The organism is Pseudoduganella sp. RAF53_2, assembly GCF_052113985.1.
GTDB lineage: Bacteria > Pseudomonadota > Gammaproteobacteria > Burkholderiales > Burkholderiaceae_D > Rugamonas.
In genome coordinates this window covers 1-16,188 of sequence record NZ_JBFRDW010000046.1, presented here as the reverse complement: position 1 = coordinate 16,188, position 16,188 = coordinate 1, and the positions used below count along the sequence as shown (strand labels likewise).

Annotated in this window: 16 protein-coding genes; 6 read left to right on the top strand and 10 right to left on the bottom strand. The window is 63.7% G+C overall.

Annotated elements, in window-relative coordinates; all coding sequences use genetic code 11:
- Positions 1-256 (top strand): gamma-glutamylcyclotransferase (locus AB4Z11_RS04865; RefSeq protein WP_442023082.1); only part of this gene is annotated, 256 nt, incomplete at its 5' end.
- On the opposite strand, the gene AB4Z11_RS04860 is transcribed toward AB4Z11_RS04865, so the two are convergent.
- Positions 253-1,407: a PA0069 family radical SAM protein gene (locus AB4Z11_RS04860; RefSeq protein WP_442023081.1), complete on the bottom strand. Its 1,155-nt coding sequence runs from the start codon at positions 1,405-1,407 to the stop codon at positions 253-255. The genes AB4Z11_RS04865 and AB4Z11_RS04860 overlap by 4 nt on opposite strands.
- Positions 1,408-1,559: 152 nt before the next feature.
- Here AB4Z11_RS04860 and AB4Z11_RS04855 point away from each other — a divergent pair, with 152 nt between their 5' ends.
- From AB4Z11_RS04855 to AB4Z11_RS04845, 3 genes are read left to right on the top strand one after another with little or no spacing between them, the layout of a single operon-like run.
- Positions 1,560-2,138, top strand: coding sequence for a DUF2760 domain-containing protein (locus tag AB4Z11_RS04855; RefSeq protein WP_442023080.1), 579 nt, complete (start codon positions 1,560-1,562; stop codon positions 2,136-2,138).
- Entirely contained in the window at positions 2,135-3,976 is a 1,842-nt protein-coding gene (locus AB4Z11_RS04850) for an Hsp70 family protein (RefSeq protein WP_442023079.1), read from the top strand. Before AB4Z11_RS04855 ends, AB4Z11_RS04850 begins: the two co-directional genes overlap by 4 nt.
- Complete coding sequence (locus AB4Z11_RS04845) at positions 3,973-6,774, top strand: Hsp70 family protein (RefSeq protein WP_442023078.1); 2,802 nt, start codon at positions 3,973-3,975, stop codon at positions 6,772-6,774. The genes AB4Z11_RS04850 and AB4Z11_RS04845 overlap by 4 nt, the downstream gene beginning before the upstream one ends.
- Here AB4Z11_RS04845 and AB4Z11_RS04840 read toward each other — a convergent pair.
- The 9 genes from AB4Z11_RS04840 to AB4Z11_RS04800 form a co-directional block, all read right to left on the bottom strand.
- Positions 6,758-7,357: a tRNA-uridine aminocarboxypropyltransferase gene (locus tag AB4Z11_RS04840; protein WP_442023077.1), complete on the bottom strand. Its 600-nt coding sequence runs from the start codon at positions 7,355-7,357 to the stop codon at positions 6,758-6,760. The two genes, AB4Z11_RS04845 and AB4Z11_RS04840, sit on opposite strands and share 17 nt — an antisense overlap.
- Positions 7,354-7,731, bottom strand: coding sequence for a VOC family protein (locus tag AB4Z11_RS04835; protein ID WP_442023076.1), 378 nt, complete (start codon positions 7,729-7,731; stop codon positions 7,354-7,356). Before AB4Z11_RS04835 ends, AB4Z11_RS04840 begins: the two co-directional genes overlap by 4 nt.
- A gap of 46 nt (positions 7,732-7,777) precedes the next feature.
- Complete coding sequence (gene tssA / locus AB4Z11_RS04830) at positions 7,778-8,752, bottom strand: type VI secretion system protein TssA (RefSeq protein ID WP_442023075.1); 975 nt, start codon at positions 8,750-8,752, stop codon at positions 7,778-7,780.
- A 9-nt stretch (positions 8,753-8,761) separates the two neighbouring features.
- The gene (tssH, locus tag AB4Z11_RS04825) at positions 8,762-11,413 is read right to left on the bottom strand and encodes a type VI secretion system ATPase TssH (RefSeq protein WP_442023074.1); all 2,652 of its coding nucleotides are present in this window, start codon (positions 11,411-11,413) and stop codon (positions 8,762-8,764) included.
- Complete coding sequence (gene tssE / locus AB4Z11_RS04820) at positions 11,410-11,835, bottom strand: type VI secretion system baseplate subunit TssE (protein ID WP_442023073.1); 426 nt, start codon at positions 11,833-11,835, stop codon at positions 11,410-11,412. The genes tssH and tssE overlap by 4 nt, the downstream gene beginning before the upstream one ends.
- Before the next feature lie 68 nt (positions 11,836-11,903).
- Entirely contained in the window at positions 11,904-12,395 is a 492-nt protein-coding gene (locus tag AB4Z11_RS04815) for an Hcp family type VI secretion system effector (RefSeq protein WP_442023072.1), read from the bottom strand.
- A gap of 27 nt (positions 12,396-12,422) precedes the next feature.
- A complete protein-coding gene (gene tssC, locus AB4Z11_RS04810) occupies positions 12,423-13,904 on the bottom strand; it encodes a type VI secretion system contractile sheath large subunit (RefSeq protein ID WP_442023071.1) in 1,482 nt (493 codons plus the stop codon).
- Between the two features lies 1 nt (position 13,905).
- Positions 13,906-14,400 carry a type VI secretion system contractile sheath small subunit gene (tssB, locus tag AB4Z11_RS04805; RefSeq protein WP_442023070.1) on the bottom strand — a complete coding sequence of 165 codons (495 nt, stop codon included), beginning with the start codon at positions 14,398-14,400 and terminating at the stop codon, positions 13,906-13,908.
- Between the two features lie 9 nt (positions 14,401-14,409).
- Positions 14,410-14,994: a tetratricopeptide repeat protein gene (locus tag AB4Z11_RS04800; RefSeq protein WP_442023069.1), complete on the bottom strand. Its 585-nt coding sequence runs from the start codon at positions 14,992-14,994 to the stop codon at positions 14,410-14,412.
- Between the two features lie 173 nt (positions 14,995-15,167).
- Here AB4Z11_RS04800 and tssJ point away from each other — a divergent pair, with 173 nt between their 5' ends.
- Positions 15,168-15,635 (top strand): type VI secretion system lipoprotein TssJ, encoded by a 468-nt coding sequence (gene tssJ / locus AB4Z11_RS04795; RefSeq protein ID WP_442023068.1) that lies wholly within the window; start codon positions 15,168-15,170, stop codon positions 15,633-15,635.
- A 10-nt stretch (positions 15,636-15,645) separates the two neighbouring features.
- Positions 15,646-16,188, top strand: a 543-nt coding sequence (gene tssK / locus AB4Z11_RS04790; RefSeq protein WP_442023067.1) for a type VI secretion system baseplate subunit TssK, incomplete at its 3' end; no start/stop codon positions are given.

Here is a 16,188-nt window from a genome sequence, read left to right as displayed (position 1 = left end):
GGCCATCGACATCCGTTTCGACAATGACGGCAGCGTCGAAGAAGGCCTGGTCTACATCGCCACCGCCGACAACGCCGCCTACCTCGGCGACGCCCCTGTCGAAGAAATTGCCCGCCACATCGCGGCAGCCTCCGGCCCCAGCGGCCCCAACATCGAATATCTCCTCCGCCTGGCCGAATCCCTGCGCGACATGGGCCACCACGACGAGCACGTCCACGCCATCGAAGAACACCTGGCCGCGCTGAACAAGGCTTAAAACAGATCCATCTGCCCCGCTGCTGCGGCGGCTTTGGCGCGCGGACTGAGCGCGGGAACGATCAGAGGGCGCTTGAATTGGGTGCAGTCGAGCTGGCGGAAGCGAGTGCCGCGGCCAAGCATGCCGAGGCGCTTGGTGGCTTTGGCGATGCGCTGGTCGATCAGGTCGGCCCAGATACCTTCACCGTGCATGCGGTTGCCGAAGGTCGCGTCGTAATCCTTCCCGCCGCGCATATCGCGAACGCGGTTCATCACGCGCGCCGCGCGGTCGGGGAAATGGGCCTCCAGCCATTCCTTGAACAGCGGACTCACTTCCCATGGCAGGCGCAGCACCACATAGCTCGCCATCACCGCCCCGGCATCACGCGCGGCCTTCATCACTTTCTCGATATCCGGCTCGGTCACAAACGGAATGATGGGCGCGATACTCACGCCGACGGGGATGCCCGCCTTGGCCAGCGTTTCGACGGTGCGCAGGCGGCGTGAAGGTGCGGCGGCGCGCGGCTCCAGGGTACGCGAGATCTTGCTGTCCAGCGTAGTGATGGTGATCGACGCTGCGGCCAGATTTTTGGCCGCCATCGCGCCGAGAATGTCCACATCGCGCTCGATCAAGGAAGACTTGGTAATCAGGCCCACCGGATGATCGCACTCCTGCAGCACTTCCAGCACGCGGCGCGTAATCCTGTACTGGCGCTCGCAGGGCTGATAAGCGTCCGTGTTGACGCCCAGCGCGATGGGTTCCGGAACGTAGCTCGCCTTGGCCAGCTCACTGCTCAGCAGCTCGGGCGCATTGGTCTTGGCGAACAGGCGCGTTTCGAAGTCCAGCCCCGGCGACAAGCCCAGATAGCTGTGCGAGGGACGCGCGAAACAATAAATGCAGCCGTGTTCGCAGCCACGGTAGGGATTCAGCGATACATTGAAAGGAATGTCCGGCGACTGGTTGCGCGTCAAAATCGACTTGGCCGTTTCGTCGGTGACGTGGGTGCGCCAGGCCTTGGGCTCCTCTTCCTCGCGCTCCCAGCCATCGTCATACAGCTCGCGCCCGAACACCTCATAGCGCCCCTGCAGGTTGGACACCGCCCCGCGCCCTTTTTGCGCCTTCAGCGACWGCGGCGGCAGCATGACCTGCCCCTCGAATTCTTCGTCCTGCATGAGCTGCCTCGGATACTGTATATATATCCAGTATTTTAAGCCTCACAGCGGCCAGCCGCAAGCGCGGCGGCAGACAGCCCCGCCGGAGATGTGGTCGAACTGGTATCATTCGCACTCCTCCTGGGATGTCCCCCACCTTCAAAGAGCAATAAATGAACAAACCAACAACGCTGCCCTCCTTCGGGAGCCGGATTTCCCTCGCCATCGGTGCTTTTTTCAAGATCCTTGGCGACGCCGAATTCGCTGCCCGCGTGCGCGATGACCAGGTTGGCCCCGTCGCGGCCCCTGTTCCCGCACCGGCCCCTGCGCCAGCCCCTGCTCCAGCACCAGCCGCCGCGCCACTGCGCGAAGCCACGCCGGACGCAGCCCTGCAGCTTCTCAGCCTGCTGCAACGCGAAGCGCGCCTGATCGATTTCACGCAAGAGAATCTGTCCGGCTATGCCGACGCAGACATTGGCGCCGCGGCGCGCGTGGTGCACGAAGGCTGCGCCAAAGTGCTGCGCGAGCACTTCAGCATCGAATCCGTGCGCAACGAAGCCGAAGGCAGCCGCATTACGCTGCCGGAGGGCTTCGACGCGGCCGCCGTGCGCCTGACCGGCAACGTGGTCGGCAAGGCCCCCTTCACCGGTACGCTGAGCCACCGTGGCTGGCGCGCCACCAGCGTGCATCTGCCGAAACTGGCGGAAGCACATGACGCAAAAATCCTGGCGCCGGCCGAGGTGGAACTGTGAGCGATTCCCGTTACGCCATTGGCATCGACCTTGGCACCACGCACAGCGCCCTGTCCTATGTGGACCTGGGCGGCAGCGACGGCGAGAAAACCCAGCACGGCGTGTTGCCGATTCCGCAGCTGACCGGCCCCGGCACCGTCGAAGACTTGCCGCTGCTACCGTCCTTCCTTTATCTGCCGCACGCCGATGAACTGGCGCCCGGCGATCTGCAAATGCCATGGGCCGCTCAAGCGGGCCAGGTGACGGGCGAAATGGCGCGCAGCCGCGGCGCCACCACGCCGATCCGCCTGGTGTCGAGCGCCAAGAGCTGGCTGTGCCACCCTGGCGTGGACCGCCGCGCCGCCATCCTGCCGAACGATGCGCCGGAAGAAGTGCAGCGCGTGTCGCCACTGGAAGCATCCACGCGCTACCTGCAGCACCTGCGCAGCGCCTGGGACAAGGCGCATCCGGAAGCGCCTTTCAACGAGCAGGCCATCACGGTCACGATTCCCGCATCCTTCGATCCGGCCGCGCGCGAACTGACGGCCGAAGCCGCGAAGGCCGCCGGCTACGAAGCCATGACGCTGCTGGAAGAACCACAGGCTGCCCTGTACAGCTGGATTCAGGGCAGCGATGGCCGCTGGCGCAAGGAAGTGAAGCCGGGCGACATCATCCTGGTGGTCGACGTGGGCGGCGGCACCAGCGACTTCTCGCTGATCGCCATCCTGGAACGCGACGGCAAGCTGGAACCGCACCGCGTGGCCGTGGGCGACCATATCCTGCTGGGCGGCGACAATATGGACCTGGCCCTGGCCCATCTCGTGGCGCGCAAGCTGGCCGCGAATGGCACGCAGCTGGACGCCTGGCAGCTGCGCGCCCTGACCTACGGCTGCCGCGCCGCCAAGGAAAACCTGCTGGCCAATGCCCAAGCCGAGACCTGGCCTATCGTGGTGCCAAGCCGCGGCTCGAAACTGATTGGCGGCTCGATCCGCACCGAACTGACGCGCGCTGAAGTGACCACCTTCATCACCGACGGTTTCTTCCCGCTTGTTGAGGCATCGGCGCGTCCGGCTGTGCGACCTCGCGCGGGCCTGACCCAGCTTGGCCTGCCTTACGCGCAGGACGCCGCCATCACCCGCCACCTGGCCGCCTTCCTTGGCCGCCAGGTGGGCGCAACGGCTGAACTGGAAGGCTTCACGCCAAATCCGGCCCACACCTTCCTGCATCCGAGCGCGGTGCTGTTCAACGGCGGCGTGTTCAAGTCCGAGCTGCTGTCGCAGCGCGTGATGGATACTATCAACGGTTGGCTATCCACCGAAGGCGCCGAACCGGCGCGTATGCTGGGTGGCGCCGACCTGGATCTGGCCGTAGCACGCGGCGCGGCTTACTACAGCTATGTGCGTCGCGGCGCCGGTGTGCGCATCCGTGGCGGCACGGCGCGTTCCTACTATGTGGCGGTCGAATCCTCGATGCCGGCGATTCCGGGCATGGAGCCGCCAATCCAGGCGCTGTGCGTGGCGCCGTTCGGCATGGAAGAAGGTAGCGAGTTGGAACTGCCGGGCCAGGAATTCGGTCTGGTGGTCGGCGAGCCGGTGCACTTCCGCTTCTTCGGTTCCTCCGTGCGCCGTCAGGACCAGATCGGCGATGTGCTCGATTCCTGGAGCCCCGATGAACTGATCGAGCTGAATGAAATCCAGGCCACGCTGTCGCCGGAAGGCCGTCAGTCGGGCGATGTAGTGCAGGTGCGCCTGCATGCTTATGCCAGCGAAGCGGGTACGCTCGAACTGCTGGCGGTGGCCCGCGATGGCCAGCGCTGGAAGGTGGAGTTCGACGTGCGCGGCGCCGCTGAGGGGCAATGACCTATTTAGTCGGCATCGACCTGGGCACCACGAATACGGTGCTCGCTTATGCGGCGCCTGGCGCCGCCATTGAACTCTTCCCCATCGAGCAGCTGATCGCGCCCGGCGAAGTCGCGGCGCAGACGCTGCTCCCTTCTCTGCGTTACCATCCCGCTCCAGGCGAACTTCCCGGCAGCACTGGCGCGGCCGGCGATGCCGTGATCGGCGCCCTCGCGCGCAAGCTTGGCGCTCAGGTGCCGGGCCGCCTCGTCGCCAGCGCCAAGAGCTGGCTCTCGCATCCCGACGTCGACCGCACCGCCCCCATCCTGCCGTGGGGCGCCGACGCCGATGTGCCGAAAGTCTCGCCGGTCGAGGCCAGCGCAAGCTATCTCACCCACCTGCGCCATGCCTGGAATGCGCGCTTCCCCAAGCAGCCGCTGGAACGCCAGCAGATTGTGCTGACCATTCCGGCGTCCTTCGATGAAGGCGCGCGTGCCCTCACGCTGCAAGCGGCGCGCATGGCCGGATTGTCCGTGCGCCTGCTGGAAGAGCCGCAGGCGGCCTTCTACGATTGGTTGCATCGGCATCGCGATACGCTGGCTTCCGAGCTGGCCGGCGCTAAACTCGTGCTGGTTGCCGACGTCGGCGGCGGTACCACGGACTTCAGTCTGATCAGCGTCGCACTGCGCGATGGCCAGCCGGAGCTGACGCGCATTGGCGTCGGCAACCACCTGATCCTGGGTGGCGACAATATGGACCTGGCGCTGGCACGGCTGGCCGAATCGCGGCTGCCCGGCGGCGGCGGCGCGGCCGGGACGCGCCTGTCCGCCGGCCAGCTCGCGCAGCTCACCGAGCGCGCCCGCTCCGCCAAAGAACTGCTGCTGGCGCCGGACGCGCCCGAGCAGACCACGATCACCCTGCTGGGTTCGGGCTCGCGCCTGATCGGCGGCAGCCGCAGCGCCACGCTGACGCGCACCGAGGTCGAACAGATTGTCGTCGACGGCTTCTTCCCGCGCAACGAACAGCAGGAAAGCGCCAGGCGCTCGCGCGGCGGCATCGTCGAATTCGGCCTGCCCTATGCCAGCGATCCCGCAGTGACACGCCACCTGGCCAGCTTCCTGCGCCAGCACGCGACCGCCGCCCGCGCGGCACTCGGCCTGCCGGACGATGGCAAGCTGCCCGTGCCCGACACGCTGCTGCTGAACGGCGGCGTGTTCCACGCTGAAGCGCTGGCCAGGCGACTGGCCGATACGCTGTCCAACTGGCGCGGTGCGCCGGTGCGCGTGCTACACAACGATAATCCGGACGTGGCCGTGGCGCGCGGCGGCGTGGCCTACACCTTGGGCAAGCAAGGACTGTCGCCCACCATCGGCGGCGGTTCGCCGCGCAGCTATTACCTGTTGCTGGACAGYGCCCGCGCGCCTGGCGTATCGCGCCGCGCAGTATGCATCCTGCCGCGCGGTGCCGAGACGGGCCGTGAGATCCGGCTGGAAGACCGCAGCTTCGCACTGCGCCTGGGGCGCCCGGTGCGCTTCCACATTGTCTCGACCATCGCCGACGAGCGTCAGCCGCTGGCGGGCGAACTGGCCGATTTGAGGCCGGACGATTTCGTCCAGCTGCCGGTCGTCGCCACCGTTCTGCGCGACAGCGGCAACGCGTCGGCACGCAAGGAAATTCCCGTGCAGCTGGCCGCCTCGCTCAGCGAAGTCGGCACGCTTGAAGTGCATTGCGTGTCTGCCGACGAGCAGCGCTGGCTGCTGGAATTCGACCTGCGCGCCGGCGCCGCAGATGCCGCCGACAGCGAGTCCGGCGTAGCGGACAATGAACCTGCGCTGCCGGCACGCTTTGGCGAAGCGGTCGAGAGAATCGACCGCATCTTCGGCACCCGCGCGCAGCAAGTCGACATCAAGGAAGTGCGCCAGCTGCGCAGCCAGCTTGAACACCTGCTGAGCAGCCGCGAGAAATGGGAAACGCATTTGCTGCGTGGCCTGTTCGACGCGCTGGTCGAACGCGCCAAAGGCCGCCGCCGTTCACCCGAACACGAGCGCGCGTGGCTGAATCTGAGCGGATTCTGCCTGCGTCCCGGCTTCGGTCACCCGCTGGACGAGTATCGCATCGAACAGCTGTGGGCACTGTTCGAGCAAGGCGTGCAGCACCACAAAGACACCCAAGTCGCGGCCGAATGGTGGACGCTTTGGCGCCGGGTGTCCGGAGGTCTGTCCCCAGAAGCGCAACTGCGCTTGCTGGACGATTTCGCCTTCAACTTGCAAGCCGACGCCGCCGAGCGCGGGCGCCGTCCCATCACGCTGGTCAACGGCAGCGAAGACGATATGCTGCGTCTCGGTGCATCGCTGGAACGCATCCCGTCCGCGTACAAGGCCGAAATCGGCGACTGGATGATGGGGGAACTGGCCAAGGCGCCCAAGCTGGCCCTGAAGGCCGAGGCCAAAGCTGCCGCGCTGTACACCCGCTACCTGTGGGCGCTAGGACGTGTCGGCGCGCGCCGCCCCTTCCATGGCAGCGCGCACGACGTGGCACCGATTGCAACGGTCGAAAAGTGGCTGAGCGAGTTGCTGAAACTGGACTGGCGCAAGATCGAACCGGCCGGTTTTGCAGCTGCTCATCTCGCACGCATGACAGGTGACCGCACACGCGACATCAATGAAACGCTGCGTGCCGAAATCGTCCGCCGCCTTGAGACTGCGGGCGCTCCGCCAAGCTGGCCGGCACTGGTGCGCGAAGTCGTGCAGCTGGATCAGGCCAGCGAACAGCGCATGCTTGGTGAAGCACTGCCGCCAGGACTCAAGCTCCTGAGCTGATTGTGCCGCGCGCGGCCAGCGCCTGCTGCTGCGCGACGAACTGATCGAAAGCAGCGATCAAAGAATCGTATTTGTGCTCATCGCCTTCCAGCTGCGCCAGCGCGTAAGCTGTAGCTTCCAGCGTAGACAACTGATCGGGCTTGTGCGCTTTGCGGATCAGGTAATGCGAAGGCGGCGTATCGCGCAGCGGCAAGCGCGGCATGGCTTGCAACTGCGGGTTCAGGTAAAGCATCTTGCGGCTCTTGCGCCAGGTAGCGTCCAGCACCACCAGCGTCAACTCTTCCGCGCGCCAGGCCGGATCGAACGGAGGTGGTGGCGCGAGGCCAAGCGAGCGGTCGCCAGGCGTCTCAGGATAAAGCAATACCGCCCGGCGCGGCATCGGCAGCACAKCAAACTGCTCGCCAACCATCAGCGTGCTGCCTTTCAGGCACATATGCAGCAAGCGGCCGCTGTTCTTGGCGTTCGCGACTTCCATTGGATGCTGCAGAATCAGCACGTCAGCCGCGCTCTGCACCGGCATCACGCAGCCGCAAATGCATGTTGTCGATGGCCGCAGACAGGCCGCGCATACTGCCCGCTTCATGCCTTCTCTGAGATCTCGATCAGGTTCAGATCCGGATCGCGCAGGTAGATGGAGCGGATCGGCCAGTTGGCGCCGGTCCGCATCACCGGACCCTCTTCGATCGCCACATGGGCCGCATTGAGGCGCTCGATGACCTCGTCCAATGGTATGGAAGCGATGAAGCACAGGTCCAGCGAACCGGGCGTCGGTACGTCAGCTTTCGGCAGGAATTCCTTGCCGTATTCGTGCAGATTGATCTTCTGCGAACCGAATTTGAAGGCCAYGCGGCCTGCACCGAAAGTCTCCAGCTGCATGCCCAGCAGGCGCGTGTAGAAATCGACGCAGCGCTCCTTGTCGCGCGTGGTCAGGACGAGGTGGTCGAGATGATCGATCATGCGGAGGCTCCCGGTTACGGATGTCCCGCCATTGTAGCGGCTTGCGCTAGCCCGCGCCGAGCAGTTCGTCCAGCTGCGCTGCAAGCGCTGGGTCTTTGACCACGGAATGCAGCCATTCGTGCAGCGGCATATCGCCCCAGGCGGCGGCTTTTTGGGCCAGGTAAGCCACGGGGCTGTGCGGTTCCGTTCTGCGGAAGAAGTCAGCGATCTGCCGCAACTGCGCCAGGGCCTGGGTGCGCGTGCAGAGCGCGCCGCTGTGCGCGGAGGGCCTGCCGCCGGTTTCTTCGCCATCAACAAGTGCCACGTCGGGTTCCGGCGCCAGCAAGCCGATAAAATCGATCGCATGCTGCACAGCCTCGCGCGCCGCCGCGAACGAGGGGCCATCCGCGCCTAAGCGCGTATCTACGGCCTGCTCCAGCGCACGCAAGGCGGACAGGCAGTAATCGGCATCTTCCAGCAGCGCCACGTTGAACGCTTCGGAATTGCCACGTCGCCGCGCGTCCAGCTCCGCAATCGTGGGCTGGCCGGGCTGCTCCGCGCGCGACGCACTCTGGCGCGCGCGTTCGAAGTCGAGCATCGTGATGCTGCCATCCTCCGACACCGGCATGTCCTTGACCAGCTGCGGCGTTTGTGACAGCAGCCAGCTTAGATTGCCGATGCGCTGCTCGAAATCGTCCTCGCCGAGCGGGTGTACGCGCTCCCAGTAGCGATCGCACAAGGCGGCCAACAGTCCGAATCCATCCGCCAGCCCGCGGAACTGCTGCGTGCGCGCTTGCGCCTCTGTCAGCCACACGGCGAGCTTGAGGTCCTTGCTGCGCGTCTGGATCAGCGCCGCGCAATGGCTGGCCACGAAAGGCCAGTCGGCTTCCTTCAGCGCCACGGTCCACTCGCCCTGCTCCAGGCTCGGATCGTCATGCTGGCGCGCACGGGCGATGGCGTCCACTTCGGCACTGAACGACAAATCCTCACCACACGGCTCGGTCACGCTGATGGGAACCAGAAGCTGTTCGATGCTGAGCATGCGGCCTCCTTATTTGATGGTGAGCTTGAACTGGCCGTGGCGATTGGCGCTGGCCTTGATCTTCGAGACGGGCGCGCCTTCCGCGATACGCGCGAGCACCACGTCCGCGATATCCGGCAGCAGCGTGCCGTTCAGGATATTGTCGATATTGCGCGCGCCGGAATCGACTTCCGTGCAGCGCGCCAGCACCGTTTCGAGCAGTGCTTCATCCCAGCTGAACTCCGCATGGTAGTTGTCGCTGACACGCTGGCCAATGCGCCCCAGTTTCAGTGCAATGATCTGCGTCAGCACATCATCGGCAACCGGATAGAAAGGCACGACTTCCAAGCGGCCGAGGAAGGCGGGCTTGAAGTGGCGCACCAGCAGTGGCCGCACCAGCGCATCAAGCTGCTCCGGCGCCGGTAACTCGGCCCTGGTCTTATTGAGGCAAGCCTGCATGATCGCCGCCGAGCCCAGATTGGAGGTCATGATTATCACCGCGTTGCGGAAATCGATTAGCCGGCCTTCAGCATCCTCCATAAATCCCTTGTCAAAAACCTGAAAGAATAATTCAGCAACGTCTGCGTGCGCCTTGTCGATTTCATCCAGCAGCACCACGCTGTATGGCGCGCGGCGTACAGCCTCCGTCAGCACACCGCCTTCGCCAAAGCCCACATACCCCGGCGGAGATCCTTTCAGGCCCGATATGCTGTGCGCCTCCTGATACTCGCTCATATTGATTGTGATGAGTTTGCGCTCGCCACCAAACAGCACGTCCGCCAGTGCCAGCGCTGTTTCAGTCTTGCCCACACCGGAGGGACCAGTGAACAGGAACACGCCCTTCGGCCTGGACGTATCCTCCAGATTGGCGCGCGCAATACGCATGCGCCGCGTGACGGTTTCAATGGCATGCGCCTGACCCAGCACGCGCGATTCCAGCGCGGGGCGCAGCTGCTGCACGGTGCGTACCTCGTCGCGCACCATTTTTCCGAGCGGGATGCCGGTCCATGCTGCGATCACCGCGGCCACCGTGTGTCCATCCACTTCAAGCGGCACCATCGGCGCATCGGCCTGCATTGCACGCAGCTCCTGCATCAATGGTGCGACCTGGGCGGTGCCGCCGTTGTCACGCGAAGCTGCGATTTGAGCACAAAGCGCTTTCTCGCGTTCCCAACGAGCAGCCAATTCGCCATGCCAGGCCAGCAGGGTGCCACGTTCGTCGCGCAAAGCAGACATCCGCGCCTCGGGTCCGGCAACGCGGTGCGATCCGCTCCGGCCATTGTGCGATGGGACCAGCGACACGGCGCCCTCGGCGATATCACGCTCCAGCGCAGCGATCTGCGACGACAGCCGCTCGATCTGGCGCGCAGCATCCTCCAGTAAAGCCGGCGCCGAAGTTTGGCCCAATGCGACACGAGCGCAGGCTGTGTCCAGAACACTGACCGCTTTGTCGGGCAACTGGCGGCCGGTGATATAGCGATGCGACAGGCGCACCGCTTCCGTCACGGCCTCGTCGCGCACACGAACGCCGAAATGATTTTCCATCAGCGGCACCATGGCGCGCAGCATTGACGCTGTAGTCTGCTCGTCCGGTTCATCCACTTTCACCACCTGGAAGCGTCGCGCCAGGGCCGCATCCTTCTCGAAGTATTTCTTGTATTCGCTCCACGTTGTTGCCGCAATCGTGCGCAGCTCGCCGCGTGCCAGCGCAGGTTTCAGCAAGTTGGCAGCATCGCCCTGTCCAGCCGGACCTCCGGCGCCGATCATCGAATGGGCCTCATCGATGAACAGGATAATGGCGTGCGGGCTGCGTTTCACTTCATCGATGACGTTCTTCAGGCGGCTCTCGAACTCGCCCTTTACGCTGGCGCCGGCCTGCAGCAGGCCCATATCCAGCACGTGAATCGCCACACCTTGCAGGCTTGGCGGCACATCATTCGCCGCGATGCGCAGGGCCAAACCTTCTACGATCGCCGTCTTGCCAACGCCCGCTTCGCCGGTCAGAATAGGATTGTTCTGGCGCCGGCGAGTCAGAATATCGATTACCTGCCGGATTTCGGCATCGCGTCCAACAACAGGATCAAGCTTGCCCTCTCTTGCCTGCCGCGTGAGGTTGGCGGTGAACTGGTCCAGTGCCTGGGTAGGCCGCAGCAGCTGTCCCGCGGCGTCCCCCGCACGCTCGCTGTCCGGCGTCGCCGCCATCGATTCGCCTGAGCCGCGCAAATATTTCTGTGGCTTGTGTTTGRGTTCATCCACCGGGAACTGCCCGAAAAGCTGAGAGGCACGGGCGGCGTACTGCGCCAGCGAAGGCTCCGTCAGCAGCGCAAGCAGCAAATGCAGGCTGCGGATTTCACCCGGCTGCGGCAAGCCGAGCGACGCGATCAGCCAGGCATGCTCCAGCAACAGCTGCAGGCGCCGCGAGAAAACCGGGACTCGCTCATTACCGGTTTTGAAGGTGCCAAGCTCGCGCCGCAAGTCCGCTTCCAGCGTGGTCAGACTGATACTGCATTTGCGCGCCACGGTGCAGATATCGCAATCCTGCTGGCCCAGCAAGGCCACGAACAGATGCTCGATATCGACCTCGCCATGTCCCATGCCCATGCAAAGATTGGCGGCACGCGTTGCCGCGCCGCGCGCCGTTTCATTCAACTTTCCGATCAGTGTTTTCAGGTTGATGCTCATGCTCGGGCTCCGCGTTTGATCGAGTAATGCAACGAAGATGGCTGCAGCAAGGCGTTGAAGCTGACGGGTTCACGCGCGCCGGGTGCTTGCAGCACGGCGCTGATGGAAAAGTCCACGCGGTTCACCGTGCCCGGCCGCGTCTCCAGGCGGACCCGCACATTGCGCAGCCGCGGTTCGTGACGTTCGACTGCCATACGCAGACTGGCGCAAATGCGCGCCCGKTCCTCGCTGCTGCCGAGACACATGGCGGCAAAATCGGCCAGCCCGTAATTCAGCACCGAGGCTGCGCATTCGGGATAAGCGCACTGCAGATGCGCGGGCAACACGCTGCGTGTATTCAGCAGGTCTTCCAGATCGCGGCCGACCGCATCCTTCAAATGCGTGACGTCGCGATCGCCCAACAGCCGGTCGAACAGGCTCATTGCCGCGTCCTTTCAGGGAAAAAAAGGGCCGCGGGGCCTTTTCTGCCGCCGCGGCCAATGCCGCCAGCTCAAATGATGCGGTTGGTCGCCAGGTCCCAGCCGCCGGAGGTGTTACCGCCCGCGCCGCCAGAAATCTTCTGCTGCGTGTATTTCCAGCGCACGCGCGAGAATTTGAAGCCGACTTCCTCCAGCAGAATGTCGCCCTCTTCCACACCCGGGCTGATGCCACTGACCAGCACATTGTCGATCTCGATTTCAAAATACTTCACGCGCTCTCCTTGCGCATCAGCGCGCATGAACTCGAACTTCGCTTTCGGAATGGTGCGGCCCGCGGCGCAGGTCTGCAGCAGAATCGGCGAAGACAGGTCGGCCAGCTTGGAGATCACGATATCGCGATGCTCGCAGCGTTCAGCGGTGTGGCCGCCACTCGTCGACGAAGTGGCGGAACGCGGCTGCTCCACGCCCCAGTTGACCGATTTGCATTCGATCCAGTCCTTGTGGCGGTCATCGGCGGATTCGCCCTTGATGCCATCGATATACAGGTAGACGTCAATTGCCATTGCATGCTCCTCTTCTCTGGTGGGTTATCAGTAGTTGGTCGTTTGCGGCAGCTCCGCGACCAAACGGAGAGACACGGTCAGTTCGTCCAGCTGGAAATGCGGCCGCAGGAAGCTCACGGCGCGGAACACGCCGGGCCGCCCAGGCACCTCGTGCACCTGCACCGAGGCCTCTCTCAGCGGGAACTGCGCCTTCTGCTCCTGGCTCGCGTTATCGTCCAGCAGGACATACTTCATCAGCCAGCGATTCAGAAAGTCTTCGACGCTGGAGGCGGAACTGAAGCTGCCTACTTTGTCGCGCATCATGGCCTTCATGTAATGCGCGATGCGCGAAACGGCGAAGATGTATTGCAGCTGGGATGACAGTACAGCGTTGGCATTGGCCGCTTCCGAGCTGTACCTGCGGGCCTTCTGCGCCGATTGCGCGCCAAAGAAGGCCGCATAGGCCGTGTTTTTGCAGTGGACGAGAGCGATGAATCCGAGATCGCTCAACTCCTTTTCGCGGCGGTCGGTAATGGCCACTTCGGTCGGGCATTTGAGCGCCACTTCGCCCTCGTCCGTCTTAAAGGTGTGAGTCGGCAGATCGTCGACCAGTCCCCCGCCTTCCACACCACGGATGGCGGCGCACCATCCGAATTCCTCAAACGCTTTGGTCAGTTTCGCCCCGAAGGCATAGGCTGCGTTGCACCACAGGTAGCGTTCATGGTCCGTGCCGTCGACGTCCTCCACAAAGTTGAAGCCTTCGACCGTGGTGCCATCGACCGGATTGAATGGCAGGCGGCCAAGAAAGCGCGGCAAGGCCAGGCCCACATAGCGCGAGTCCTCCGAATCGCGGAAAGCCTTCCATTTGGCGTATTCGACGGTATCGAGCACCTTGGCGAGATCGCGCGGCTTGCCGAGTTCACCGAAGCTCTCCAATCCGAACAGGCCCGGCGCTGCCGCCGTGATGAAGGGTGCATGCGATGCTGCGGCCACATGGGACATCTGCTCGATGAAGTACATGTCCTCCGGCTGGCGTGTGATCTCGAAGTCGCCCAGCAGCGCCGCGTACGGCGCACCACCGAAAGTGCCGAACTCCTCTTCGTACACTTTCTTGAACATCACGCTCTGATCGAACTCCAGCGCGCTCTGAAAGTCGCGCACCAGTTCACGTTTGGTGGCGTTCAGCATGCGCACTTTCAGGCCAGGGCCGGTGGCGCTATTGCGGACAAGGTAGTGCAGGCCCGTCCAGCTTTGCTCCAGCTTCTGGAATGCCGGTGCGTGCATGATGGCGCTCAGTTGCGCGGATATCAGGCGATCCAGTTCCGCCACCCGTGCGTCCAGCGTGGCGGAAAGATTATGCGACACCGTCACCGTTCCCTGCACCACCTGATTCACCAGCTCCGCGATGATGTCACGCGCGCGTTCATGCTCGGCACTGGATTTGGCCACCTTGCTTTCTTCGACGATGCGATCCAGCAAGTCCAGCGATTCGGCCGCAGCGGCAGGCATTGCTTGCAATTGGGCGGACATATTATTTCCCCTCGTCCGTCAGCGAGGAAAGCTGCTCGGTGTTTTGCAACACGTCCGTCAGCAAGTCTTCCAGCTTGTCGTTGCCGGCCAGCTTGTTGCGCAAATCGGCCAGCTTGCTACGGGTATCCAGCAGTTTGCTGAGTGGCTCGACCTGCCGCACCACGGACTCCGGCCGGAAGTCCGCCATCGACCGAAAGCGCAATTCGACTGGGAATTCGCCCTCTCCAGTCAGGGTGTTCTTGACCTGGAAGCGCGCCACCGGTTCAACGCCGCATAGAACTTCGTCGAAATTGCCGTTGTCGATGCCGACGAATTTACGGTCCTTCAGGCGTTTCTGCTCCACGTCCGAGTTGCCGCCAAAGTCGCCCACCACGCCCACCACGAAGGGCAGCTCCTTGTTTTCCATCGCGTCGCCAATCTCGACGTCGTAGGTCATTTGCACACGCGGCGCCCGAACTTTGGTCAGCCGCTTTTGCACGCTATCGCCATTTGCCATGGTCTTCTCCTATTTGAGTGCGCCGAAGGGATCGGCGCTGTTGGACGGTGATGGGACGAGCGTCTTGCCCTGCACAGGAACACTGCGCGGCAGCGCCGGTGCACTGCGCTTGGCCGTTCTGTTGGCTCCCTGTTGCGGCACCAGGACGTCCTCGCCCAGACTTGAGCGCAGCAGCTTCGCCAGTTCCTGGGCCTCGCTGCGCACGGGACCACCAAGATTGTTTTGCTGGCTCAGGTCCGCCAATGCCTTGGTGGACAGGCGCAGGCCGCTGACGGCAATGATGCTATTTCCCGTGCGGTCGGTGGGATCGCGCTGCAATGCCTCCAGCGCATTCGAGATGGCTTCGCCATAGCTGCCGCGATCGAACTTCATTTGCGCCATCTGCACCCAGGGCGTCTTGTCGGCGGGCCAGCTGGCACCGGCATTCTTCAAAATGGCGTAAGCCTTGTCATGCTGGCCGCTTGCAGCTGCGCGGTCGGCATCGGCCACCATGGACTCCAGCGACGCGGCCGGCGAGTGATCGAGCCGCATCTGTTGGCCGTCCGAGGCGCAGGCAGAGAGCAGCGCAGCACCTGCCAGAACGGGTATCGACATTAGTCTCATCGTGAGTCTCCTTGTTCGCGGTGTCGCCCATTATTGGTGGGATGTGCACATCAGCGATTGCGTTGTCTCAAAGTCCGGAGCGCGTCTCTTTCACGCTTTGCGCCGCCGCAAAAGCCCGCAGCTGTGGTGAAGATTTAATTGACACCTGACCAGAAGGAGTCGTAATGAAGAAATCATTTGCCCTCATGCCGTTGCTGGCCTTATGCGCCTGCGGTGGCTTGCGCATCGCGGAACCGCCTCAGCGCCAGGTGGCGCTGCGTCTGCAGGCCGCTCCTGGTCTGAATTTTGGACCGCAGGACCAGCCGCTGGCACTTGTCACCAGAATCTATAAGCTGCGGCAGCTGGCGGCCTTCCAGCGCGCATCGTTCGACTCCCTGCTGAACGGGTCCGACCTCGGTCCGGATCTGATCGAAATGCGCGAAGTCACGCTGGTGCCCGGACAACACTACGATGCCCTCGAAAAGCTCGATCGCGATGCGGCCTATATCGGCGTCGTGGGCCTGTTCAATGCACCGTGTCCGCAACAATGGCGGCTCGCCTTTCCAGCCAGGGAAGCTGAAAGATCCGGTATCTCGGTTGGCCTGAATAGCTGCGCGATCAGCGCGGGTGCGGGCGCAAGCCCCGTCAGATAAGGAGCTTTCAATGAGTGCAGCATCAAAACTGCTATGGGCGGAAGGCCTGTTCCTCCGTCCTCAGCACTTCCAGCAGCAGGACCGCTATCACGAAGCGCGCTTGCATCAGACGGCGCAAGCGATCCATCCATACTTGTGGGGCGTTCAGTCACTCGAATGGGATATGCCGGCGCTGAAGAACAACCTGCTGCGGCTGGACGCCTTGTCCGCCATATTCCGCGACGGTGAGCTGATCGAAGCGCCCGACTGTGTGCCCTTGCCGCCAGCACTCGACCTGAGCGGCGTTCCCGCCAATGTGCAGGAGCTGACCTGCTACGCATCGCTGCCCCTGATGTCGCCGGACAGCAGCAATTACGAAGCGCCGGGCACGCGCTTCGTGCGCCATGACCGGGACACGCCTGACCTTTACTCCGAAGCCATGGCGGCCGAAATCACCTATCTGAAACCCGCCGTGCGCTTGTTGACCGATCTCGAGCCGCGCAGCGCATCCGACTGCATTCCTGTTGCGCGGTTGCGGCGCGTGGTGTCCGGCGGCTTCGAGCACGATCCCTCA